At 62.8% G+C, this 21603-nt stretch carries 20 protein-coding genes and 1 tRNA gene; 9 read left to right on the top strand and 12 right to left on the bottom strand.

Annotated features, from left to right (window positions below):
* Window positions 1-98: 98 nt before the first annotated feature.
* Window positions 99-1856, top strand: a complete 1758-nt coding sequence (locus tag BPHYT_RS01970; RefSeq protein ID WP_012431477.1) for a methyl-accepting chemotaxis protein — start codon at window positions 99-101, stop codon at window positions 1854-1856.
* A gap of 149 nt (window positions 1857-2005) precedes the next feature.
* Here the strand turns inward: BPHYT_RS01970 and BPHYT_RS01965 are convergent.
* The 5 genes from BPHYT_RS01965 to BPHYT_RS01945 form a co-directional block, all read right to left on the bottom strand.
* Window positions 2006-2081: transfer RNA gene (locus BPHYT_RS01965), tRNA-Ala, on the bottom strand.
* 77 nt (window positions 2082-2158) lie between these two features.
* On the bottom strand, window positions 2159-2509 hold the full coding sequence (locus tag BPHYT_RS01960) for a c-type cytochrome (protein WP_012431476.1): 351 nt from the start codon (window positions 2507-2509) through the stop codon (window positions 2159-2161).
* Window positions 2506-3303, bottom strand: a complete 798-nt coding sequence (locus BPHYT_RS01955) for a BON domain-containing protein (RefSeq protein ID WP_012431475.1) — start codon at window positions 3301-3303, stop codon at window positions 2506-2508. The genes BPHYT_RS01960 and BPHYT_RS01955 overlap by 4 nt, the downstream gene beginning before the upstream one ends.
* Before the next feature lie 26 nt (window positions 3304-3329).
* Window positions 3330-3917, bottom strand: coding sequence for a phosphoheptose isomerase (locus BPHYT_RS01950; RefSeq protein ID WP_012431474.1), 588 nt, complete (start codon window positions 3915-3917; stop codon window positions 3330-3332).
* A gap of 216 nt (window positions 3918-4133) precedes the next feature.
* The gene (locus BPHYT_RS01945; protein WP_083772031.1) at window positions 4134-4637 is read right to left on the bottom strand and encodes a YraN family protein; all 504 of its coding nucleotides are present in this window, start codon (window positions 4635-4637) and stop codon (window positions 4134-4136) included.
* Between BPHYT_RS01945 and rsmI the strand changes: the two genes are divergently transcribed.
* Window positions 4636-5517, top strand: coding sequence for a 16S rRNA (cytidine(1402)-2'-O)-methyltransferase (gene rsmI, locus BPHYT_RS01940; RefSeq protein WP_012431472.1), 882 nt, complete (start codon window positions 4636-4638; stop codon window positions 5515-5517). The two genes, BPHYT_RS01945 and rsmI, sit on opposite strands and share 2 nt — an antisense overlap.
* A gap of 129 nt (window positions 5518-5646) precedes the next feature.
* On the opposite strand, the gene BPHYT_RS01935 is transcribed toward rsmI, so the two are convergent.
* On the bottom strand, window positions 5647-6249 hold the full coding sequence (locus tag BPHYT_RS01935) for a septal ring lytic transglycosylase RlpA family protein (protein ID WP_012431471.1): 603 nt from the start codon (window positions 6247-6249) through the stop codon (window positions 5647-5649).
* 638 nt (window positions 6250-6887) lie between these two features.
* On the opposite strand from BPHYT_RS01935, the gene BPHYT_RS01930 reads away from it, so the two are divergent.
* From BPHYT_RS01930 to BPHYT_RS01920, 3 genes are all read left to right on the top strand, one after another.
* Window positions 6888-7532 (top strand): MBL fold metallo-hydrolase, encoded by a 645-nt coding sequence (locus BPHYT_RS01930; RefSeq protein ID WP_012431470.1) that lies wholly within the window; start codon window positions 6888-6890, stop codon window positions 7530-7532.
* A complete protein-coding gene (locus BPHYT_RS01925) occupies window positions 7529-8158 on the top strand; it encodes a 3'-5' exonuclease family protein (protein WP_012431469.1) in 630 nt (209 codons plus the stop codon). Before BPHYT_RS01930 ends, BPHYT_RS01925 begins: the two co-directional genes overlap by 4 nt.
* A 90-nt stretch (window positions 8159-8248) precedes the next feature.
* Entirely contained in the window at window positions 8249-8707 is a 459-nt protein-coding gene (locus BPHYT_RS01920; RefSeq protein WP_012431468.1) for an Lrp/AsnC family transcriptional regulator, read from the top strand.
* Between the two features lie 61 nt (window positions 8708-8768).
* Here the strand turns inward: BPHYT_RS01920 and BPHYT_RS01915 are convergent, their stop codons facing one another.
* The 3 genes from BPHYT_RS01915 to BPHYT_RS01905 all read right to left on the bottom strand — a co-directional run bounded on the left by BPHYT_RS01915 (window position 8769) and on the right by BPHYT_RS01905 (window position 11719).
* Entirely contained in the window at window positions 8769-10025 is a 1257-nt protein-coding gene (locus BPHYT_RS01915) for a cation diffusion facilitator family transporter (RefSeq protein ID WP_012431467.1), read from the bottom strand.
* 330 nt (window positions 10026-10355) lie between these two features.
* The gene (locus tag BPHYT_RS01910; RefSeq protein WP_012431466.1) at window positions 10356-10658 is read right to left on the bottom strand and encodes an H-NS histone family protein; all 303 of its coding nucleotides are present in this window, start codon (window positions 10656-10658) and stop codon (window positions 10356-10358) included.
* Between the two features lie 398 nt (window positions 10659-11056).
* The gene (locus BPHYT_RS01905; protein ID WP_012431465.1) at window positions 11057-11719 is read right to left on the bottom strand and encodes a HugZ family pyridoxamine 5'-phosphate oxidase; all 663 of its coding nucleotides are present in this window, start codon (window positions 11717-11719) and stop codon (window positions 11057-11059) included.
* Between the two features lie 192 nt (window positions 11720-11911).
* On the opposite strand from BPHYT_RS01905, the gene BPHYT_RS01900 reads away from it, so the two are divergent.
* Window positions 11912-13123: an MFS transporter gene (locus BPHYT_RS01900; protein ID WP_041758205.1), complete on the top strand. Its 1212-nt coding sequence runs from the start codon at window positions 11912-11914 to the stop codon at window positions 13121-13123.
* A 259-nt stretch (window positions 13124-13382) separates the two neighbouring features.
* A complete protein-coding gene (locus BPHYT_RS01895; protein WP_012431463.1) occupies window positions 13383-14819 on the top strand; it encodes a collagen-like triple helix repeat-containing protein in 1437 nt (478 codons plus the stop codon).
* A 164-nt stretch (window positions 14820-14983) separates the two neighbouring features.
* Here the strand turns inward: BPHYT_RS01895 and BPHYT_RS01890 are convergent, their stop codons facing one another.
* The 3 genes from BPHYT_RS01890 to BPHYT_RS01880 all read right to left on the bottom strand — a co-directional run bounded on the left by BPHYT_RS01890 (window position 14984) and on the right by BPHYT_RS01880 (window position 18802).
* Window positions 14984-16000 (bottom strand): cupin-like domain-containing protein, encoded by a 1017-nt coding sequence (locus BPHYT_RS01890; RefSeq protein WP_012431462.1) that lies wholly within the window; start codon window positions 15998-16000, stop codon window positions 14984-14986.
* Between the two features lie 132 nt (window positions 16001-16132).
* Window positions 16133-17278 (bottom strand): branched-chain amino acid ABC transporter substrate-binding protein, encoded by a 1146-nt coding sequence (locus tag BPHYT_RS01885; RefSeq protein ID WP_012431461.1) that lies wholly within the window; start codon window positions 17276-17278, stop codon window positions 16133-16135.
* A 423-nt stretch (window positions 17279-17701) separates the two neighbouring features.
* On the bottom strand, window positions 17702-18802 hold the full coding sequence (locus tag BPHYT_RS01880; protein WP_012431460.1) for an NAD(P)H-dependent flavin oxidoreductase: 1101 nt from the start codon (window positions 18800-18802) through the stop codon (window positions 17702-17704).
* A gap of 252 nt (window positions 18803-19054) precedes the next feature.
* On the opposite strand from BPHYT_RS01880, the gene BPHYT_RS01875 reads away from it, so the two are divergent.
* Together BPHYT_RS01875 and BPHYT_RS01870 are read left to right on the top strand one after the other, a co-directional pair.
* Window positions 19055-19753, top strand: a complete 699-nt coding sequence (locus tag BPHYT_RS01875) for a dienelactone hydrolase family protein (RefSeq protein WP_012431459.1) — start codon at window positions 19055-19057, stop codon at window positions 19751-19753.
* Between the two features lie 284 nt (window positions 19754-20037).
* Window positions 20038-21558: an amidase gene (locus BPHYT_RS01870; RefSeq protein ID WP_012431458.1), complete on the top strand. Its 1521-nt coding sequence runs from the start codon at window positions 20038-20040 to the stop codon at window positions 21556-21558.
* Window positions 21559-21603 lie beyond the last annotated feature (45 nt).

Genomic DNA, 21603 nt, shown 5'->3' with positions numbered 1-21603 from the left:
GGGGCCGCCTCGATGTACGGCGGTCACACAGACGCTCCCATGCCCGGACCTGAGAGTCCATTGCGAACGCACAACGTTTCGTTATTGGAGAAAAAATCGTGACACTGAAGCACCTCACCATCAAGGCAAAACTCATTGCCGGTTTCGGCATGCTGTCTCTTATCGTCGTCGGGGTTTCCGGGCTTTCCCTGAAAGCTCTTAGCGACTCAACCGATGGTTTTTCCAGCTTCGTGCACGGCATCAATGCACGCGCGGACATGGCGGTGCAGGTGCGAACCGCCGTCGACCGCCGGGCGATCGCCGCGCGTAATCTCGTGCTCGTGACCAAGCCGCAGGACTTCGACATAGAGAAAGCCGATGTGCTGCGCGCGCACGAAGACGTGCAAACCGATCTGAAGAAGCTCAACGACATGATCGCGACCGCTACCGACACGTCGGAGAAAGCGCGCAGTCTCGTCGCCGAGATCAATCGGGTGGAGGCTTCGTATGGCCCCGTCGCCACCGATATCGTCAATCTCGCGCTGAACAACAAGCGCGACGAGGCGATCGTCAAGATGGACGATCAATGCCGGCCGTTGCTCGCCGCGCTGATTGGCGCGACCAACGCGTATGCCGACTACACGCATACGCGTCAGGAACAGATCATCAACGACTACGCGGCGCACTACGAGAACCAGCGCAATCTGCTGATCGCGATCAGCCTGATCGCGGTGGCGCTCGCGATCGGCGCATGCGTGCTGATCACGCGCGCGGTGACCGGACCGCTACGCCAGGCGATCGACGTCGCGCGCACTGTGTCGGAAGGCGATCTGCGCACGCGCATCGTGGTCGACGGCAACGACGAAACCGGCAAGCTGCTCGCCGCGTTGCGCGAAATGAACGAACGGCTGACGACGATCGTCGGACGCGTGCGCGACAGCAGCACCAGCATCGCCGGCGCGGCGCGCGAGATCGCCGCGGGCAACATGGATCTGAGCCAGCGCACCGAGCAGCAAGCGGCCTCGCTGCAGGAAACGGCGTCGAGCATGGAGGAACTCACCTCGACGGTGAAGCAGAACGCCGACAACGCGCAGCAAGGCAGCATGCTGGCCACGAACGCATCGTCGGTCGCGCAGAAAGGCAGCGAGGTGGTCGGCCAGGTGGTGAACACGATGCACGACATCAGCGATAGCTCGACCAAGATCGCGGATATCACGGGCATCATCGAAGGCATTGCATTTCAGACCAACATTTTGGCTCTCAACGCGGCCGTCGAGGCTGCGCGCGCCGGTGAGCAGGGCCGCGGCTTCGCAGTGGTGGCGAGCGAGGTCAGAAGCCTGGCGCAGCGCTCATCGAGCGCGGCCAAGGAAATCAAGGATCTGATCGCCACCTCGGTGGAGAAGATCCGCGACGGTTCCGCGCTTGCCGGCGAAGCGGGCAAGACGATGGCCGAAGTCACCCAGGCGGTGGCACGGGTGACGGACATCATGTCGGAAATCGCGGCGGCATCGAGTGAACAAAGCCGCGGCATCGAGCAGGTCAATCTCGCGATTACGCAGATGGACAATGTCACGCAACAGAATGCCGCTTTGGTGGAGGAAGCGGCGGCGGCGTCGCGGTCGATGGAAGATCAGGGGCAGCAGTTGAATGAGGCTGTGGCGTTTTTTCGGATTTTGGATGGTGGTGATGCGGGGGCGTTTGTTTCGGGGGCGTCTGTGCGGAAGGAGGCGGCGCGGCGGGAGCGGGGGGTTGCGCCCGTGCGGCGGGTTGTGCGGGCGACGGTTGGGCCGGGTGCTGCGTTGGGTGTTGCGCCGGGTTCCGCGTTGGCGACGGCAGCGGGCGCGGCCGGTGCGGATGATGGGTGGGACAAGTTTTGAACGTGTTGTTCTGCGCGAGCGCCGTGCCTGGATGGGTGGCGGTTAAGCGGGACATCGCTTGGGGAAGCCGAGCGGCTTAGTGGGGAAAGCTTGGGACAGAAACGCGAAAACCGGCGTGTAGCCGGTTTTCGCGTGACGACAAATCTTATTGGTGGAGAGGAGGAGGATCGAACTCCCGACCTTCGCATTGCGAACGCGACGCTCTCCCAGCTGAGCTACCCCCCCCAACGTGCGAACAATTCTAGCACAAGCATTTTCCGTTTTGCCAAGCCCGCCAGAGCCGGCAAAACGGCAATAACCCATCACCTGGAAGGCGCACCCGCAAGCACCCAATCCACCACTGCGCGAATATCCGCATCGCTCATCGACTGATGTGCGGGCATTGGAATCATGCCCCACACGCCGGAGCCGCCGTCTTTCACCTTGCGCGACAATTTCGCCGGCGCTTGCGCGTCGCCCTTGTACTTCCCGGCGATCTGCTGGAACGACGGGCCGACCAGTTTGCGATCCACCGCATGACATCCCATGCAAGCATTCGCGTTGGCGACCAGCTGACCGCGCGGCGCATCGGCGGCGCGCGCAACCGGTACAACGGCACCCGCCAGCGCGCCGAACATCAGCGCGCTGATCACCGAGGCAACACCGCGCATCATGGCGTCGTCGCCTTCGGATTCCCTGGATGCACCGCGTTCGAATTGGTGACCGGCGCGGGGGCCTGCTGTTCGAGCGGCCGCGAACTCACCGACGAATCAGGAATAGCGCCGACGGTCGGCGCGCTCGCGTCCGGTTGCGAAGCCGCCGCTACGGGCGCCGTCCCCGCTGCGGCGGCAGCCGCCGCGGCTTCCGCCGGCTGAATGTACTGGAACACCTTCACGACCTGCACCACGCCCGGCACACGGCTCGCGACGTCGGCGCCACGATTGCCTTCGTCCATGGTGACGAGGCCCATCAGATACACCGAGCCGCGCTCGGCCACCACCTTGAAGTTGTTCGCCGAAATGTTCTTCTCGGCGATCAGCGCGGTCTTCACACGCGTCTCGAGGTAAGTGTCATTGGTGCGCGACGAGAACGAGCTGGCCGGCATGATCGTCAGTTCGTTGACGATCGTGCTGACGTTGTTCAGGCCACGCACGATGGTCTCCGCGCGTTGCTTCGACACGTCGCCCGCCACTTCACCGGTCAGCAGCACGCGACGATTGAACACGGTCACGTTGACGTGCGCGTTGTCGGGCAAGTTCTGGCTGATCTGCGAGAGCGCCTTCACCTGCAGCTCGCGATCCTCGGTCTGTGCGCCGAGCGTGCGCCGGTCGGTCGCCACCAGCGCGCTGCCGCCCGCCGCGCCGGCAACGGCGAGAAAGCAACCCTGCAACGTTGCGGACAGCCCCGCCGCGAACCCAACCACCAGCACGGTTCTCACCAGTGTCTTCTTGACGCGGAATACGCTCATCAACTAGCTCTCCTTCGGAATCAGTCTCAGTCTTCGCCCAGCAACATGGCATCGATGCCGTCGCACAGACAATGGATGGTCAGCAAATGCACTTCCTGAATACGCGCGGTGCGATCCGACGGCACGCACACATGAATATCGGTATCGCTCAATACTTCCTGCATGCGTCCGCCGCCCTTGCCGGTCAGCGCGACCACGATCATTTCGCGCTCGTGCGCGGCCTCGATCGCGGCGAGCACGTTGGCGGAATTGCCGGACGTGGTGATTGCCAGCAGCACGTCGCCCGGCTGGCCGAGCGCCCAGACCTGCTTCGAGAAAACCTGCTCGAACGAATAGTCGTTGGCGATGGCGGTCAACACCGAGGTGTCCGTGGTCAGCGCGATTGCCGGCAAGCCGGGCCGCTCGCGCTCGAAGCGGCCCATCAGTTCGGCGGCGAAGTGCTGCGCGTCGGCCGCCGAGCCGCCGTTGCCGCACGCGAGAATGCGATTGCCGTTGGCCAGCGCGGCGAACATCGCGTCGATCGCAGCGGCGATCGGCATCGACAGTGTTTCGAGGGCTTCGAGTTTGACTGCCGCGCTGTCGCGGAAGTGTTGTTGAATGCGTTCGACTGACATCGAGTCTCTATCTTCTACCGCGAATGGGCCGCACTGCGCAGCCGTGTTGTGAAGTCGAAGTGCGAAGTCGTGCCGCCTGGATGAACCTGGCCGGCAACGCAGTGTTAGCGCGCAAACCATCACCTATTGCGCTGCTCTTTGCGTTGTCGACGCTGCCCCGTGGCCTGCACGCGAGCGCAAGTTTATCGCACTCACGCGCGTTCTCCGCGCCTCGCATCAGACTTCGTCGGCACGGAACGCATCGCGCAACCACACGAGACGGCCGGCTTCGAACGCGATCACGTCGAAGCGGCACGCGGGCTGATCGCGCCAGCGGGAGGCGTGCGTCACCAGAAAATGCTGCGCGGCGCGAACGATACGCTGCTTCTTCTGCCAGCCAACGCTCGCGGCCGCGCCGCCGTAGCGCCGCTGCGCACGCGCGCGCACTTCGACGAACACCAGCGCGCCGTCACGTTCGCGCATCACCAGATCGATCTCGCCGCCGCGGCACGACACATTGCGCGCGACGAACCGCAATCGCTGGCGCTGCAAAAATTCCTGCGCACGCAACTCGAAAGCCGCGCCGACGAGTTTGGACCCGACGAGTCCGGAAAAGTTGTGCGGCGTGGTGAAGGCGCCGTTCGGCGCCGCCGCGCTCACGGCCGGCGTGCCGCGCGGATCGCCTGACACTGCGTGGCACAATGGCGGCCTCGTTCCGTCTGTCTGTGTCTTCTGCCTCATGACTCCTCTCTCCGAACTCGCGCAAGGGCAGCAGTACCCTACTGCCGCGCTATATGTGGTGGCCACGCCGATCGGCAACATCGCCGACGTCACGCTGCGCGCGTTGCATGTGCTCGGGCTGGTGGATCGCATCGCCGCCGAAGACACCCGCAACACAGGTCAGTTGCTCGCGCGTTATGGCATCTCGAAGCCGCTCGTCGCCGTGCATCAGCACAACGAGCGGGCCGCGGCATTGCGCCTGATCGAGCATCTGCAAGCGGGCGAACGCGTGGCCTACGTGTCCGATGCGGGCACGCCAGGCATCTCGGACCCCGGCGCTAAACTTGTCGACGCGGTCCGTGAAGCCGGCTTTCCCGTCATCCCGCTGCCCGGCGCGAGCGCGCTCGCGACCGCGCTGAGCGTGGCCGGCGACTGGGTCGCGACCTTCTCGTTCCTCGGCTTCCTGCCGCCGAAGGCAAAAGCGCGCGCCGCGACGCTGCAGCCGCTCGCGACCCATCCTCACGCGATGGTGTTCTACGAAGCGCCGCACCGGATCGTCGAAACGGTGCAGGCGTTGGCCGATGCATTCGGCGGCGAGCGCAAGCTGCTCATCGCACGGGAATTGACGAAGTTACATGAAGCGCTTCACCGTGGCACCCTGGCCGAAGGGCCAACGTGGCTCGCCGCCGATCCGAACCGGCAACGCGGCGAATTCGTGCTAGTGGTGGAAGGCGCGCAGCCGGAAACCGCCGGCGAACACGATCACGACGCGTTGCTAGGCATCCTGCTGGAGGAGTTGACGGTGAGCAGCGCGGCCAAAGTGGCGGCGGCCATCACCGGAGCATCGCGCAACGCGCTGTACACGCGTGCGCTGACGCTGAAGAAAGAAGACGAAGAGTAAAGCTGGCGGATAAACGAAAAGGGCCGCAGTTGACACATGCGGCCCTTCGTTCTTCTGCGGACACAACCCGTGAGGCCGCCGACGCGGCGCTACGAGGAGCGCGACATAGCCGCGCTCGCCGCCGTCATATCACTTCTGTGCGGTCGAATCCGAATTCGACGCCAGCATTTCATTACGCGCGTCGCGTGCTTCCTGCTGCGTCAGACCTTCGATCTGCACCCGTGCCGTACCGGCATGGCGCATGTTCAACGCGGACGCGGCAGCCATGGAAAGATCGATCACGCGGCCACGCGCATACGGACCACGGTCGTTGATACGCACGACCACCGAGCGCGACGTGGCCGGATTGGTCACGCGCACATAAGAGCCGAGCGGCAACGTACGATGTGCCGCGGTCAGCGCGTGCATGTCGTAGCGTTCGCCGTTGGCCGTACGGCGGCCATGGAAGCCGCGGCCGTACCACGAAGCGCGACCGGTCTGATGAAAGTCCGAAATGCCGGAACCTTCATCGGTGAGAGGCTTCGCATCGGCCAGCGACGAGCCTTGGGCGGTCGCGTCGGAGGCCGGCGCGCTACCGAAAGCTTGCGGTCCGAAGGAGCCCGCCTGCGTCAATTTCGTGCTTTGCGGCACGCCGCTTTCCGACGTGTTACCTGCGCCCGGAGGCGTGGCGCAACCCGCCAGCACAAAAAAGGCAAAAAGAGTCCCCAGACCACGGGATAACCGAGTTTTCATAAGACGTGCAATCACATTGTCGAGCCGCATCACGCGAAAGTTGAGCGTGTTGCCTGCGACTCCGGCGGCAATGGACGACAACGCGCCGCGCAGACAAGCGCAGAACGTCAAAGCCCGGATGCGGCTCACTCAGCCGCTACCGCACGGTTAATTTTCACGTCTGGCGCAACCTGTCCCCGGCAGCCTGACCAGACCCCACATGCCGCCATCGAACGTGGCAAACACGTTCTTGCGCGCGAGACTCAGCGCGCAGGAACGGCGGCGTAGGCCCCACCCAGCGTCACGGCAGTTAAGTCCGTAGCAGGCGCGCGGCGCCTGGCTGGGCAAGACGTGTGCATCGAAAGCATCGATACTTGATGGCCGTCCAGAAGTGCGACAGCCCATACTTGAGTGGCGATCCGCGTGCCCATTTTTGATGGGGACGCATCGCCTTGTGGCATGCACAGTTCCCTGTGCATGGGGTGCATTATACCCAAAACAGAATTCCGGGTTGGCAAGCGACTGAAAACCTTGATGAATTTTCACACCTGCTGCAAAAATGGGCAGCCCGAAGGCCGCTGCGCCGGGGCTTTAGCGCCCTCGACGAGCGTGGACTAGAGGCCGGTACAATCAACGTTTTTCCAGCGGTGCCGTCATCCATGAAAGTCACTTTGATCCCCGTCACGCCGTTCCAGCAGAACAGTTCGCTGCTCGTTTGCGAGGCAACCGGACGCGCGGCCGTCGTCCATCCGGGCGGCGACCTCGACATCATTCAGGGCGAAATCGCGCGCCAGAATGTGACGGTCGAAAAAGTTTTTCTGACGCACGGCCATATCGATCACTGCGCGGGCGCGAAGACGCTGGCGACGCACTACGGCGTGCCGATCGAAGGCCCGCATTCCGACGAACGCTTCTGGCTGGACAAGCTCCCGGATCAAAGCACGCGCTTCGGCTTTCCGGCCGCCGAAGCGTTCGAACCGGACCGCTGGTTGCAGAACGGCGAGAGCGTGCGGTTCGGCGACGAAACGCTCGAGGTCTATCACTGCCCGGGGCATACGCCGGGCCATGTGGTGTTCTTCAGCCGCGCGCATCGGCTGGCGCTGGTGGGGGACACGCTGTTCGCCGGCTCGATCGGGCGCACGGATTTTCCGCGTGGCAATCATGCGGATCTGGTGCGCTCGATCCGTGAAAAACTTTGGCCGCTCGGCGACGACATCACCTTCGTTCCGGGCCACGGTCCCACTTCTACATTCGGCGCCGAACGCCGCACCAACCCGTACGTCGCCGACGGAGTCGATGCATGAGCAGCGAAATCTACGTAAGCACCGATGTCGAAGCGGACGGCCCGATTCCCGGCCCGCATTCCATGCTCAGTTTTGCCTCTGCCGCCTACACCGAAGACAAGCGGTTGATCGCCACCTTCTCGGCAAACCTCGAATTGCTCGACGGCGCCAAGGCGCATCCCGTGCAGGAAGCCTGGTGGAAAACGCAGCCCGAGGCATGGGAAGCGTGCCGCAAGGACTTGCAGACGCCAGCGGCTGCATTGACGGCGTATGTCGACTGGGTGGAAGCCTTGCCGGGCAAACCCGTGTTCGTGGCGATGCCGGCCGGCTTCGACTTCACATATATGTTCTGGTACATGATGCGCTTCGTCGGCCGCTGTCCGTTTTCCTGGTCGGCGCTCGACATCAAGACGCTGGCTTTCGCCATGACCGGCCTGCCGTACCGCAAGAACATCAAGCCGCGCTTTCCCAAACACTGGTTCGACGAACATCCGCACACGCATGTCGCGCTGGACGACGCGATCGAGCAAGGCGCGCTTTTCTGCAACATGTTGAAGGATCTGCGCGCAAGTCAGGCGATCACCCTCGCAGCGGGTAAAGATGGGGACGGCACAGGACAAAACACCACCGAGGAACCAGCAAATTAGGTAATCTCCCTCGTCGAACCCGTTTTACATTGCGTTTCGTTTTCGCGCCCTCTACCATGCGTTGATACGGCGACGCAAACGGAGGCGCAGTTGACACTCGATACGTTCTCTCAAAAAATCCTGCGCCTATTGCAGCTCGACGCACGCCGCTCGGTGCAAGAAATTTCCGACCAGGTCGGCCTGTCGAGCACGCCATGCTGGCGGCGCATCAAGGACATGGAACAGTCGGGGGTCATTCAGCGCTACACGGCGCTGCTGGATCGAGAAAAACTCGGGCTGCACGTGTGCGCGCTCGCGCATATTCATCTCACGCGGCACACCGAAGGCGGCGTGGAACAGTTCGAGCGGGAAATCGCCACCTGTCCGGAAGTCACGGAGTGCTACAGCACGACCGGCGAATCGGACTACATCCTCAAGATCGTCGCGCCGGACATCAAGGCGTACGACAGCTTTTTGCACGAGCGCATCTTCAAGATTCCCGCCGTCGCGCAGGTTCGCACGAGTGTGGTGCTGCGCGAGATCAAATTCGATACGCAACTGCCGCTGTGAGCCGTTGATGGCTTAACGAGGCCCCCTGGCAACACGCTCGCGCGCCGCCGCGGGTATCGAATCAAGTCGCGCTGTGCGGTTCCGTCGCCTTTGTGCGTTCTTCAGTGGCCATGCCGCTTTTCTCACCGAGCGTGTCCGGCTCGGCCTCTACAGCGGACGTCGCATCCAATGCCTGTAGCAGTTCAACTTTGCGCGCGCCCAGGCGAGCCTTGAGCGCCGCCAGATCCACCCGCCCAAGCCGTTGCGTTTCGCTCTCCAGCCCGCGCGACGACAACCCATCCGGCAGCACTACTTCGACATCCAGCCCTGTGCTGAGGTAATGGATATTCACTGCCGCCGCCTTCAGGCCGTGAGACGCCAACGCGGCGTTCACCTCTGCAATCACCCGCTCACGAGTAGGCAGATCGAAGGGCGGATGAGCAAGCGCATCGTTCTCGGGATCAACATGGATCAGCGCGTCGAGCACGCGGTTGTCCGTCAGCACGCGCAAACGCGCCGACTCGGCGATGTAGTGCCCTTCCGATACCGAGATCAGCGGATCGACGAGAATGTGCGCGTCGACGAGCGCGAAGTCGCCCATCTTGCGCGTGCGCATTTCGTGCACGTCGCGCACGCCGGGCGTAGACAGCAGCAACGCGCGCATGTCGGCGGTGGCGGCGTCGTCGAGCGCGCGGTCGGAGAGATCCTGCAGCGCGTCCCAGCCGAACATCCAGCCCATACGCGCGACCATGAAGCCGACGATCGCCGCGGCAATCGGATCGAGCAGCCGCACGCCGGCGAGGCTGCCGACAATACCGATTGCGACCACCAGCGACGAGGCCGCGTCAGAACGCGCGTGCCAGGCATTGGCGATCAACATGGCGGAACGCACACGTTGCGCCTCCCGCAGCATGTAGCGAAACAGACTCTCCTTGGAAATCAGAACGAGTACAGCGACCGCGAGCGCGCTCATATGCACGGCAGGAATATTCTGCAAATCGGCGAGACGCGTTCCGGCTCGCCATAACATGCCGCAACCCACCGCGATCAGAAGCGCGCCCAAAAATAACGACGCCACGGTTTCATAGCGGCTATGCCCGTAATTGTGATCCGCGTCGGGCTTTGCGCCGCTGTGCCGATTGGCAATCAGCACGACAAAATCGGAAATCAGATCGGCAAGGGAATGGACACCGTCTGCAACCAATGCCTGCGAGTGCGCAAACACACCGATCACGATTTGCAGCGTCATCAACACCGTATTGAGCGCAATACTGACAAAGGTACTTTTGCGCGCAATGCGATGTTTTTCGGCGGAATCGGCGGCGGTAGCGGCAGGCATCTCAGAATGGAATGAAAGTTCACTTCTTGCATTCTACCCGGCGCATCTCGAAACGTGGCTGGCGGCGTCTAAAAAATTCCTTTTAAATCAGCTGCTTATCTAAACGAAAAGCATTCGCGTTCCAGTCGGCTATGTTCACGCGACACAAACCACGACACCGATTTCGGCAATAAAAAACCGCGTCCTCGACGGTACGCGGTTCTCTTTCGCAACGGCAGACGCTATAACCGCATCTGATTGAAGCTATTCGTATGACTTGATGACCAGAAGCATTAGTTGCTGACAAAAACGGCCGCAAAAGCCGCGAGCAAAAAGCTGCTGGCCAAAGCATTACTTCTCGATCAGAAACTTCTCGCGATCCAGACCTGCGATCCAGCGCGGCGGCTTGCCACGGCCAGACCACGTGCTGCCGCTATCCGGGTCGCGATACTTCGGTGCGACACCTGCGCGCGGACGCGCGGCTTTAGCACCCTTGGCGGCGCGACCGCCACCGAGTTCTGACAGAGAAATGCCGTAGTCAGTCATTTTCTGCTTGATTTCATTCAACACTTCAGCGTATTCGCGCGACTTCGCTTCTTCGATCTGCTTTTCGAGCTTCTCGCGCTGGGCGAGTAGTTCCTTGTAGGAAGACATAGGTTCCCTTTGTGGTTTGGATAAATGACTGCCAGTCTTAAGCCGGCTTGCCCTTTGAAGATGGATCGTGCCTCGGAATTTGATGGCGAGATTAACACAAAATAGAAAGATTACAGAAGCGGGCGCGCAAAATTAATCCGAATTCGTTTCAAAAAATTTCCAGCCGCCATGGCGCTGCATCACTCCCTTTCAAATAGCTGATTTCGCGTTCTGCTGAAAAAACGCAGCTGGCATCAGTAATTACGGGATTAACTATCAAAAAATGAAATTTAAGATCTGGATTCGACGCCAACATTTCATGCCATGAGAGCTTGAGTATGAAAGGTCGTAACATATTGCGATAGACCGCCTGCGCTGTTATTACGCATGAGTGGTTTCCCTGAACATCGGTAAAAAATCTAATTCATGTAGCGCTGCATGCAATCTTCAAGCGCCGCGCGCAAGGTTTCAGTATTGGGCTTGGCATCGTCGAAGGGAAAACGGCTGCGCGCGCCGTTCAGTTTCAGATCCACGCCATATCGATCGACGCCGAGCAGTTGAAACCCGTCCTTACCGCCGGACTGAGTGGGGAATTGCGCGATCAACCCGTTCTCTTCATCGAAACCGAGTGGCGGCAGTGGATCGAGTTCATCGCCGGCAAGCCACCCCATCGCGCCGAAACCGCCGATATAACGCAGCCGCTCGAGCCTCATCGTCCAGAAAGTGAAGTCGCCAAGTACGAGATAGCGCTCCGCGTCGGGGTGATAGCGCAGATAACGTTGCACCACCTCGGGCGTCGAGTCGACCGGCTCGAAGGTGCCGAGCAAGGTGACGCGCTGGCCGCTCAGCACGTCGCCGTCGGGGGCGTCGACGGCCAGAAAACCCGCGCGCGGGTCGGCGTGCAGGTTATGGGTATGCTCGGCGAGCCGGCTCACGAGGATCGTCGGACGATGCTGCAAGTCCGGCGCGAACGGCAGCACGGACGGATAAGGGAAACCTTCCGGCTGGCGCGCATGAGTGGCGAGCGTGCCGACAGCCGCGGTATGCAGCAGGTGCAGCGGAGCGTGAGCGGGAATATTCAAGAGAGCGTTCCTCGATAGATAAGCGGCCAACCACCATGCCGGTAAGCAGACCGCATAACGCCGGCGCCTCCGAACTGAATAATCGCCAATATGCGGATTCCGCCTTCCAAGCATAAGACAGCATGCTTCGTTAGAATCGGAAATTCGCTTTCAACGCGCTTTCTCACGCGTTCACCCCTCCTCGAGATTTCCGTGTCAGACCGCTCCTCCGAATTCGCCGCTCTTCCCGCCGCTCACCGCGACCTCTCCGATGCCGCCCGGCAGCGAGCCCGTATCGCCACGATGGCGGTGTTCTTCATTGCCGGCATGATGTACGCGTCCTGGGGCGTGCACGTGCCGACGGTGCGTGACCGTTTTCATCTGAACGCGGCGCTGCTCTCATTCGCGTTGCTGGCTGTCGCCGGCGGCTCGATCGGCGCGATGGCGGCCAATGCTTCATGGATCGCGCGGGTCGGCACGCGTCGCGCCTGCCTCGCCGGCGGCCTCGTGATGGCGGTATGCGCGGCGCTGATTCTGGTCGTGCCCGCATACTGGATGCTGCTGGTGGTGCTGGCCACCTTCGGCGCCGGCATGGCCACTCTGGATGTCGCGATGAACGCCGAGGCGAGCGCCGTTGAGAAAGCGCTCGGCAAGCCGATCATGTCGTCGTTGCACGGCATGTTCAGCGTCGGCGGGATGTTCGGTGCGGCGGTCGGCGGGGCGCTGCTGTCGCGCGGCATGGCGCCGGCGGTGCATCTCGCGCTGGCTGCCGCGGTCAGCGCACTCGTGCTGATCGCCGCCTGTCCTTCCGTGCTGCCGCACGTGCCGCATGCCGATCATCCCGACTCCGCCACGCCGCGCGCGAATCGCTGGCGCTCGCCGGCGTTGTGGGCGCTCGGTGCAATGGCGCTGGTGGCGCTAATCGCCGAAGGCGCGATGTACGACTGGGCCACTGTCTATATGCGCGACGTCGTGCTCGCCACGCCCGCGCTCGCGAGCGCGGCCTACGCGGCGTTCTCGGGCGGCATGGCGGCCGCGCGCTTCGGCGGCGACGCCGTGCGCGCCCGCTTCGGCGCACCGCAACTGGTGATGGCAAGCGCGGCGCTCGCCTGCGTCGGGATGGTCGGCGCGCTGCTGCTGCCGAATGCGGTTGCGGCGCTAATCGGCTTCACGCTGATGGGTCTTGGGCTCGCGAACATGATGCCCGTGCTATTCGCGGCGGCGGCGAGCGTCAAAGGCATTCATCCGGCGGAAGGACTCGCGCACGTTGCCGGGTTGGCGTACTTCGGGCTGCTGCTCGGGCCGGTGATCATCGGCGCGGTGACCCAGGTGACCAGTTTGCCGATCGGGTTGTCGGTGGTGGCGCTCTGTTCCGCGTTGATCGCGCTGGTCGGTCCGAAGATTCTGCGGCGTTTGAAGATCTGAGGCGAAAGCGCGCCGCTAAAGCGTACCGCGTGTGGCGGGCATACGAAACGCGCTCGACTCGCGTTACGTTACGCGTGGGCTGCGCGCTGAGATGTTCCGCGAAACATCGGTTGAACGAAGCATGGCCGCCTGCGGCTCCCATGCCGCCAACACATTGATTCATATACGTTTATCGCCCGCAATGGCCAGTCAGAAAGAAATGGCATAGGCCTTGCAGTTAGTTCCCCCAAGCAATGACCAAACTACGGGGGAGCAGACCATGAATCGCAAATTCAAACTGACGGCGATCGCCATGTGCGTCACGTCGATGATCGTCCTGACGGGATGCGGAAGCACCCTGAACAGGCCAGGCGTGGGGAGCGGAGCGGGCGGCGGCACGCCGACTCCCACACCGACGCCTACGCCCACACCTACGCCGACGCCGACTCCCACACCAACGCCGACACCGACACCCACGCCCACTCCGACGCCCACCAGCGCCAACCCCGTCGGCGTCGTCGTGCAAAACAGCGGCAACGTCGTCAGCGCCGTCGGCCAAACCGTCTCCGCCGTGGGCAGCCAGATCGGCCTCACGCCGATTCCCGGCGCGAATCCGGCGACCACCACGGCGCTCGGCAATGTCGTGTCGAATCTCGGCAGCGGCGTGACCGCGGTCGGCACAGGCGTGGCGAACGGCCTGGGCCAGTTGGGCAATTCCACCGATCCACTCGGCACGACGCTCGCCAGCAGCGGCAACCTGGTCTACAACGCCGGCCAGTCCGTCAACAGCGCCGGCCAACTCGTGACGAGTCTCGGCAGCGGACCTACCGCGCCGCTCAGTCCGTTGACGACACCGCTGGGCAGCGCGGTCTCGACGGTGGGCAACGCCGTCAGCGGCCTGGGTACGCAACTCGGCTCGCAGTTGACCAACGGCCCGATCCAGCAAGTCACGCAGACCGTCAGCACCGCGATCACGCCGATCACGAGCACGCTCGCGCAGACGACGCAAACCGTCGGCGACACGACCGGTCTCGGCGCGCCCCTGAACGGCCTGCTCTCGACGGTCGGCCATGGCCTCGATAGCGCCGGCGGCAAACTCAGCGGCGCGACCGGCAATCCGATCGGTGAGAATCTCGGCAACGTCGTCACCAAGCTCGGCGATACGGTCACGTCCGCAGGCGGCCTGCTGACGGCGGGCGGCGCCGGTAGCGGCAATCCGCTCGGCGGCATCACAGGCATTCTGAATCCGGGCAGCGGCGGCACGGGCTCGCCGCTCGCGCCGTTGACCAGCATTCTCACCGCGCTGCCCGGCACCTTGAGCGGCGGCCTGACGGGCGGCACCGGCGCCGGTGGCCCACTCGCGCCGTTGACCAATGTGGTCACCACCTTGACCGGCGGTCTCGGCGGAGCGGGTTCGGGCAGTCCGCTTGCGCCGCTCACCGGCGTCGTGAGCTCGGTCACGGGCGCATTGAGCGGCGCGACGGGCAGCGGCGGCAATCCGCTCGCGCCGGTGACCTCGGTCGTGTCGACGCTGACCGGCGCGCTGGGCTCGGCCACGGGATCGGGTAACGGCGGCGGAACCAGCAACCCGCTCGCGCCGATCACCGGCCTGTTGAGCACCGTCACCGGCACCTTGAGCGGCGCGGCAACGTCCGCCGGCGGCACGACCGGCGGCGGCTTGCTCGGCGGTCTCGGCAGCATCGCTTCAAAGAAGTGACGAACAAGAACAACGACTGCACATAACGACGCGATAAAAACAGGCGTCCAAGGGGGGCGGCGAACCGGGCAACCGGCTCGCTGTTTTTTTATCGGCGCGTCTGGCTGCGCGAGTCATCCTCCAACCACGCAGCGCCGACGAACCGCGCTCGCCTCATCCGCGCGTCACAGTTCGTGATACGTATCGTAGTGACGCGAGAACTCGTTACTACGCAGAAAGTTGGTGAACGTCATCGTCACCGACGCGTCGAGTCCTTCCACGTAATGCCACCAGCCTATCGGCAGAAACAGCAATTCGCCGGGCGCGAGCGTGCATTCGATCAACTGCGCTTGCCGCATCGACGGGAAGCTGTCGTAGTCGATCGCCGCGCCGTCCACTTGCGAATAGCAATGCAGATGGTTCGCCATAAACGGCGTGTCCGACAGCGGCACGAGTTTGATCTGTTTGCGGCCAATCACCTGCGCCATGAAGTTGTTGGTCAGGTCGTGGTGAAAAGGCGTCTTTGTTCCAGCCGGTCCCATCCAGAAGAAACCGGTGTCGGGCGATGAGGCGTCGAGATATTCGTCGATCGGCGGCACGTCGGACCATAACGCCGCGAGCGCCGCGCGATTGTGCGAGGTGTTATTGGCCGTCATGTAGAAATCGTTAGTCGGCCCGCTCTGCTCGACGAGATCGACATAGTCGGCAAAGCGCATGGTGCGCCGGAGCTTGGGCTGATTGATTTCGTAATTCGCGTCCGATTCGCGGCCGAACTGCACTTCCACTTCACGCTCGCCGCACCGCTCGCGAAGGTAGTCCCAACTCCACAGCGAACGCGCAGGCCAGAAATCGAATGCGCCGGTGATGATCACCGGCCGGTTCTGAAAGTAGTACTGCTCAAAGAACGCGTAGCGCGATAAGCGTTCGCGCCGTTCAATCACATCGCTCGCCGCGCGCATACGATTAAGCTCGCCATACACCGACAAAATCCATTCGCGCTTACGCAAACGATTGCGCAGACGCGTTGCACCGTGAAAATAAGGACTCGCGAGCGCCGCGTCGATTTCTCGCGTGGCGTCGGCCGCGTCGAAACCGTGACCAACCAGCGCACCCTGCAACGCGGATGACGGTGCATCGAGCAGCAGATTTTCAGCGATCCAGCGGCGCCATGCGTCGTCGAACGAACGGGGCACAGAGGTCACGGCAGTCTCTCCGAACAATGGCAATCCGCAAAAAAGATCCGCAAACAAAAAAGCACGCGGACCTTGCGGCGCGCGTGCTTTTAAACCATGCAACCGAAGACAGACAACACGCCGCCTTCGGTCACACGATTTTTACATCTTCACTACGTCGAGCAGCGTCTTCTTGCCCGACTTGTAGTTGTACAGCGAGATCACGCCGTGCTGAAGGTCGCCCTTCGAGTCGAACGTGGTTTCGCCGATCACACCCTTGTAATCCGTGCTCGGCATTGCTGCCAGGATCTTCGCCGGATCGGTCGAGTTGGCACGCTTCATAGCGTCGACGATGATGTACACAGCGTCATACGTGAACGGAGCGTAGATCTGGATCGGCTGACCGAAACGCTTTTGATACTTGGCGAGGAATGCCGAACCGCCAGCCATCTTCTCGAGCGCCATACCGGCTTCCGAGCAGACGATGTTGTCGGTTGCGTCGCCAGCCAGGTCAGCCAGCTTGTCGGTACACACGCCGTCGCCTGCCAGCACCTTCGCACGCAGGCCGAGCTGCTTGGCTTGCTTGGCGAACGGGCCGCCAGTGGCGTCCATGCCGCCGTACATGATCGCGTCCGGGTTTTCGCCCTTGATCTTCGTCAGAATCGCGCGGAAATCGACAGCCTTGTCGTTCGTCGCGTCATGCGACATCACGTTCAGGCCCAGCGACTTCGCCGTCTTTTCGAATTCGTTTGCGAGGCCCTGGCCGTAAGCGGTCGAGTCGTCGACGATCGCGACGCTCTTCACTTTCAGACCCTTCGCTGCGTAGTTCGCCAGCGCCGGACCTTGTTGCGCATCGGTCGCCACGACGCGGTACGTCGTCTTGAAACCTTGTTGCGTGTAGGCCGGGTTCGTTGCCGACGGCGAGATCTGCACGATGCCTGCATCGCTATAGATCTTCGAAGCCGGAATCGACGTGCCCGAATTCAAGTGGCCAACCACTGCAACGACCTTGTCGTCGACCAGTTTCTGGGCGACTTGAGTTGCCGTGCGCGGGTCAGCTGCATCGTCTTGCGCATCGAGTTGCAGCGTGATTTTCTGGCCACCGATCGTCAGGCCCTTGGCGTTGATTTCTTCAACTGCCAGGCGCGCGCCGTTTTCGTTGTCTTTACCCAGGTGAGCGATACCGCCAGTCAGCGGTGCAACGTGACCGATCTTGACGACCGTGTCGGCTGCAGCCGAAGTTGCCAACGTCGCGAACAGCATCGCCGCAGCGCTGATCGGCAACAGCTTTTGAATCTTGATGTTCATGTAAGTCTCCAGTTTCGGTCCCAAAAACAACGTAATCGCCCTGTGCCCCCGCTTCCCCAACACGTGTCGCTCAGTCCCGTGGACGACCACGCCGGTTGCATCGTTCATGCACTTGGCCAGCACGCTTACCGGACTGTTTGTGGCAGGCGGCAAACCGTACTTGCGCGCAAGTGTAGGCCATCAAATTAATTTGTGGGGCTTTTTTGAGGAAGTGGGATGAACACTAATAGCGTTTATCCAACAGGCGCCGATCCAGACTGGAGAGTGTGACTGGAAAGCACCAGCCCATGCGGGTTTCCGCTATGTGAGGCTTTCGTCTAACAGCACGGCCTAAAGCTTTTAGCGTGTTAAACCGTTAATCATCCGAATAGGCTTCATGCTTGAAAAATAGGCACGTCCGGATGCCGTCCGGATCGTGTTGAATCAGCATTTGAACGCGGCGATGCGCGCGGTCGCCTCGCGCCATTCGTGTTCGAGTTGGCCAATCAGTTCGGCGGCTCCGATATCTTCGCGGCGGGCGCGGCCCAAAGGCGCGCCCTGGCCCGACCATAGCGAGAGATAGTCGCTGTTTTCCGCGCGGCTCGCGGTTTGCCGCAACTCCTGCGTCAACGCGTTTTGCACCGGGTACGGCGCGATCTTCTGCGGCGCTTCGCTCAACCGCTGCATCAACGGATTGCGTATGCCGCGGGCATGGCGGCCGGTGATCGCGCGCGTGACCGAAGTCGACGTGTCGGAGGTGGACCGCACGCGGGTTTTCCATGCCTGTGGAATCGCGCTTTCGTGACAGGTGAGAAACGCGGTGCCCATTACCGCGGCTTGCGCGCCGAGCGCAAGCGCGGCGACGATGCCGCGTCCATCCATGATGCCGCCGGCGGCGAGCACCGGCAGCCCGGTCGCGTCGACGACTTGCGGCACGAGCGCGAGCGTGCCGACCAGCGCATCTTCGAATGCGCCGATGAATGTGCCTCGATGCGCACCGGCCTCCGCGCCTTGCGCGACAATCGCATCGGCGCCCGCGTCGCGCCAGGCCACGCCTTCGGCGGCGTGCGTCGCGGTGCCTATTACATATAGGCCGTTCGCGTGCAAACGGGCGACGTCGTCGGCCGCAAGCAAGCCGAATGTGAAGCTCGCCAGCGGCACGCGCAATTCGATCAGCATGTCCAGTTGCGCGCGGAAATCCGGCGCGTAGCGTGCAAGCGGAGCGCCCGGCGGCAAACCGAGATCATGGCGCAAGGGATCGATGGCTTCGAGCGCGGTACGCACGGTCGCGTCGTCGGGCGTGGCCGGTTCGAGCACGAACAGATTCACGCCGAACGGACGATCCGTCAGCGCGCGAATCGCCGCGACTTCGCTCGCGATCTTCTCGGGCGAGAGCGCCGCGCCCGCCAGAAAACCGAGACCGCCGGCATTCGATACCGCGGCCACCATTGCCGGCGTCGTCGCGCCCGCCATCGGTGCCTGCACGACTGGCACACGCACCCCGAAACGCTCCGCAAACGGCGTCACAAAACTGCCTTCACTCATGATGATTCCTTCCCGGTCAATGCGCTCGCCATATGAGCGAGCCAGCACACTTCAATGTACCGAGGCGGCCCGCGCGGGAAAAATGAATTATCGAGAATGTTTCAATCGCCTTACGAGATTTTCGCCTCACGGGGCCGCGCTGCACGGCGTTTCTTTTGATGGCAAACTGACCGCCCCGCTGCAGGCCTTCAGGCCTCTGGCCTTCACTCGGACCGACCTCGCGCAGCCGCGCGCGAGTCAATGGAGAGCACCATGAGCACCACTTCCCGCTGGATCGACATTCCCGCCGGCAACGACAGTTTCGGCGGCTATCTGGCGTTGCCCAAAGGCGGCAAGGGACCGGCCGTCATCATCATTCAGGAGATCTTCGGCGTGAACAGTCATATCCGTTCGGTCGCGGATCAGTACGCGCAAGACGGCTACGTGGCGCTCGCACCGGACGTGTTCTGGCGCGTGCAGCCGCGCGTGGAATTGACATACGACGGCGCCGATCGTGAGAAAGGCATCGAACTAATGCAGAAACTGAAGGTCGACGAAGCCGTGTCCGATATCGGCGCAGCGGCTGCGGCGCTACGCGCGATGCCGGAAGTGACCGGCAAGGTCGCGGCGATCGGCTTCTGCTTCGGCGGGCGGCTCGCGTATCTGGCCGCGGCGCAAGGCACGCTCGACGGCGCGGTTGCCTACTACGGCGGCGGCATCCAGAACCAGCTCGACGAAGCCGCGAAGATCAAGGTGCCGATGCAATTCCACTACGGCGAACTCGACGCGCATATCCCGGTGTCGGCTGTCGGTGAGATTCAGGAACGCTTCGCCGGCCGCGCCGACGCCGAATTTCACATCTATCCGAACGCCGATCACGGCTTCAACTGTTCGGATCGCGCGTCGTATAACCAGCGCGCCGCCGCATTGGCGCATGGCCGCACGCTGACGTTCCTCGGCGAACGGCTGTAAAGCGCGGTTTTTCGGCTGGCGCGGTTTTAGCGGGGCGCGTTGCTGTGTGCCGCTGTTCGCGTCGACTGATTGCGCGCGTCTGTTGCGCTTTTTTAGCGGCGCTTTTCATTGGCGCCAGTAACTCGCACGCGTAACTCAGTTACTCTCTCAAAGACGGCGTGTCAGCGGCACGCCGTCTTTTCCATGTGCGGCACTCAATCCGGGCGACGAAACCTCGCGGCGCGGTTCATCGCGCGCACGGACTGCCTGCCGGTTCAATACTCGATAACGAGGGCTCATTCGTCGTGCATTCAGACTATCTCGCCCATGACGCCACCGGCCTCGCCGAACTGGTACGCAAGCGCGAAGCGAGCGCGCGCGAGTTGCTCGACATCGCGATTTCACGCACGGAAGCGGTCAATCCTGCGATCAATGCGATTGTCCTGAAGGACTACGATGCAGCCCGTCAACGCGCTTCACGCGACGACGCGAGCCGTGCAAACGGAGCAAGCCATGCCGACGGCGTCAGCGTGCAAACAGCGCTGGCCGGCGTGCCGTATCTGATCAAGGATCTCGGCGCGCCGGTCGCCGGGCTGCGCATGGCCATGGGCAGCCGCCACTACCGCCATTTCATTCCCACCGAAGACGCGCCCGTGGTTGCGCTCGCGAAAGCGGCCGGCCTCAACATCTTCGCCAAGACCAGCACGTCCGAACTCGGTCAGATGCCTTATACGGAGCCCGAACTGTTCGGTGCGTGCCGCAATCCGTGGAATCTCGACCATACGCCTGGCGGTTCGAGCGGCGGCGCGGCGGCGGCGGTCGCTGCCGGTATTGTGCCGCTCGCGCATGCGTCGGATGGCGGCGGCTCGATTCGCATTCCCGCGTCATGCTGCGGACTCTTCGGCCTCAAACCGTCACGCGGACGCGTGCCGCGCGCGACAGCGGCGGTGGCAGCCGGTGAACTCGGCGTCGATCATGCGGTGTCGCGCAGCGTACGCGATAGTGCGTTGCTGCTCGATCTGCTTGGCGGCAATGTCGACCGGCCGCTCGGCGCGCCGGGCACGTTTCTGAGCGCGAGCCGTGAGCCGTGCAAGTCGCTGAATATCGCGTACGTCACCGAGCCGATGCTGGCGCCGTCGCTCTCCGCCGACGCGCGCGCCGCGCTCGACGACGCCGCGCAACTCGCCATCTCGCTCGGCCATAACATCGAACCGGTGTCGCTCGGCATCGACTTCGCGGCGGTTCGTCATGCGTTCCTCACGCTCTGGTCCGTCACGGCAGAAGACCTGGTGTTGAACGCCGAGCGCATCACCGGCCGCAAACCGCTGCGCGCCGAGTTCGAAATTTCGACGTGGACGATGGCGCATGTGGGCCGCAAACTCGGCGAACGCGGCCTGCCCGCCGCGCTCGAAGAACAGCGTCGCATCACCGAACGGCTCACCGATCTGCTGAATCGCTACGACGTGATTTTGTGCGCCACGCTCGCCGCGCCGCCGATCAAGATCGGCGAGATGCAGCCCACTTCGGCGGAACGGATGCAGATGCGCGCCGTGACCACCATGCCGCTCGAAGCACTGCTGAAGAAGGTGCTGGCGGAAGCGTCGAACAAGGCGTTCACGTGGGCAGGTTGCACGGAATTGTTCAATCTGAGTGGCCAGCCTGCCATGTCGGTGCCGCTTTACTGGAATGCGCGCGGGCTGCCTATCGGCGTGCAATTCGCGGCGCGCGTCGGCGGAGAAACGACGCTTCTGCGTCTGGCCGCGCAACTCGAAACGGCACGGCCGTGGTTCGACAAACGGCCGCCGTTGATGCAGGCACGCAATTAGGCGAACGAACACACTGACGCTGGCGACAGAAAGTGTCGCAGAGAA

This window comes from Paraburkholderia phytofirmans PsJN, assembly GCF_000020125.1.
GTDB lineage: Bacteria > Pseudomonadota > Gammaproteobacteria > Burkholderiales > Burkholderiaceae > Paraburkholderia > Paraburkholderia phytofirmans.
The sequence above is the reverse complement of the archived record's forward strand: the minus strand, read 5'-3'. Positions and strand labels throughout refer to the sequence as shown.

Coding starts and splice junctions, on each gene's coding strand:
- BPHYT_RS01885 (WP_012431461.1), bottom strand. CDS start 17,278: ATGAACATCAAGATTCAAAAGCTGTTGCCGATCAGCGCTGCGGCGATG.
- rsmI (WP_012431472.1), top strand. CDS start 4,636: ATGACTCCTCTCTCCGAACTCGCGCAAGGGCAGCAGTACCCTACTGCC.
- BPHYT_RS01945 (WP_083772031.1), bottom strand. CDS start 4,637: ATGAGGCAGAAGACACAGACAGACGGAACGAGGCCGCCATTGTGCCAC.
- BPHYT_RS01950 (WP_012431474.1), bottom strand. CDS start 3,917: ATGTCAGTCGAACGCATTCAACAACACTTCCGCGACAGCGCGGCAGTC.
- BPHYT_RS01930 (WP_012431470.1), top strand. CDS start 6,888: ATGAAAGTCACTTTGATCCCCGTCACGCCGTTCCAGCAGAACAGTTCG.
- BPHYT_RS01955 (WP_012431475.1), bottom strand. CDS start 3,303: ATGAGCGTATTCCGCGTCAAGAAGACACTGGTGAGAACCGTGCTGGTG.
- BPHYT_RS01910 (WP_012431466.1), bottom strand. CDS start 10,658: ATGTCTTCCTACAAGGAACTACTCGCCCAGCGCGAGAAGCTCGAAAAG.
- BPHYT_RS01895 (WP_012431463.1), top strand. CDS start 13,383: ATGAATCGCAAATTCAAACTGACGGCGATCGCCATGTGCGTCACGTCG.
- BPHYT_RS01875 (WP_012431459.1), top strand. CDS start 19,055: ATGAGCACCACTTCCCGCTGGATCGACATTCCCGCCGGCAACGACAGT.
- BPHYT_RS01925 (WP_012431469.1), top strand. CDS start 7,529: ATGAGCAGCGAAATCTACGTAAGCACCGATGTCGAAGCGGACGGCCCG.
- BPHYT_RS01935 (WP_012431471.1), bottom strand. CDS start 6,249: ATGAAAACTCGGTTATCCCGTGGTCTGGGGACTCTTTTTGCCTTTTTT.
- BPHYT_RS01960 (WP_012431476.1), bottom strand. CDS start 2,509: ATGATGCGCGGTGTTGCCTCGGTGATCAGCGCGCTGATGTTCGGCGCG.
- BPHYT_RS01880 (WP_012431460.1), bottom strand. CDS start 18,802: ATGAGTGAAGGCAGTTTTGTGACGCCGTTTGCGGAGCGTTTCGGGGTG.
- BPHYT_RS01915 (WP_012431467.1), bottom strand. CDS start 10,025: ATGCCTGCCGCTACCGCCGCCGATTCCGCCGAAAAACATCGCATTGCG.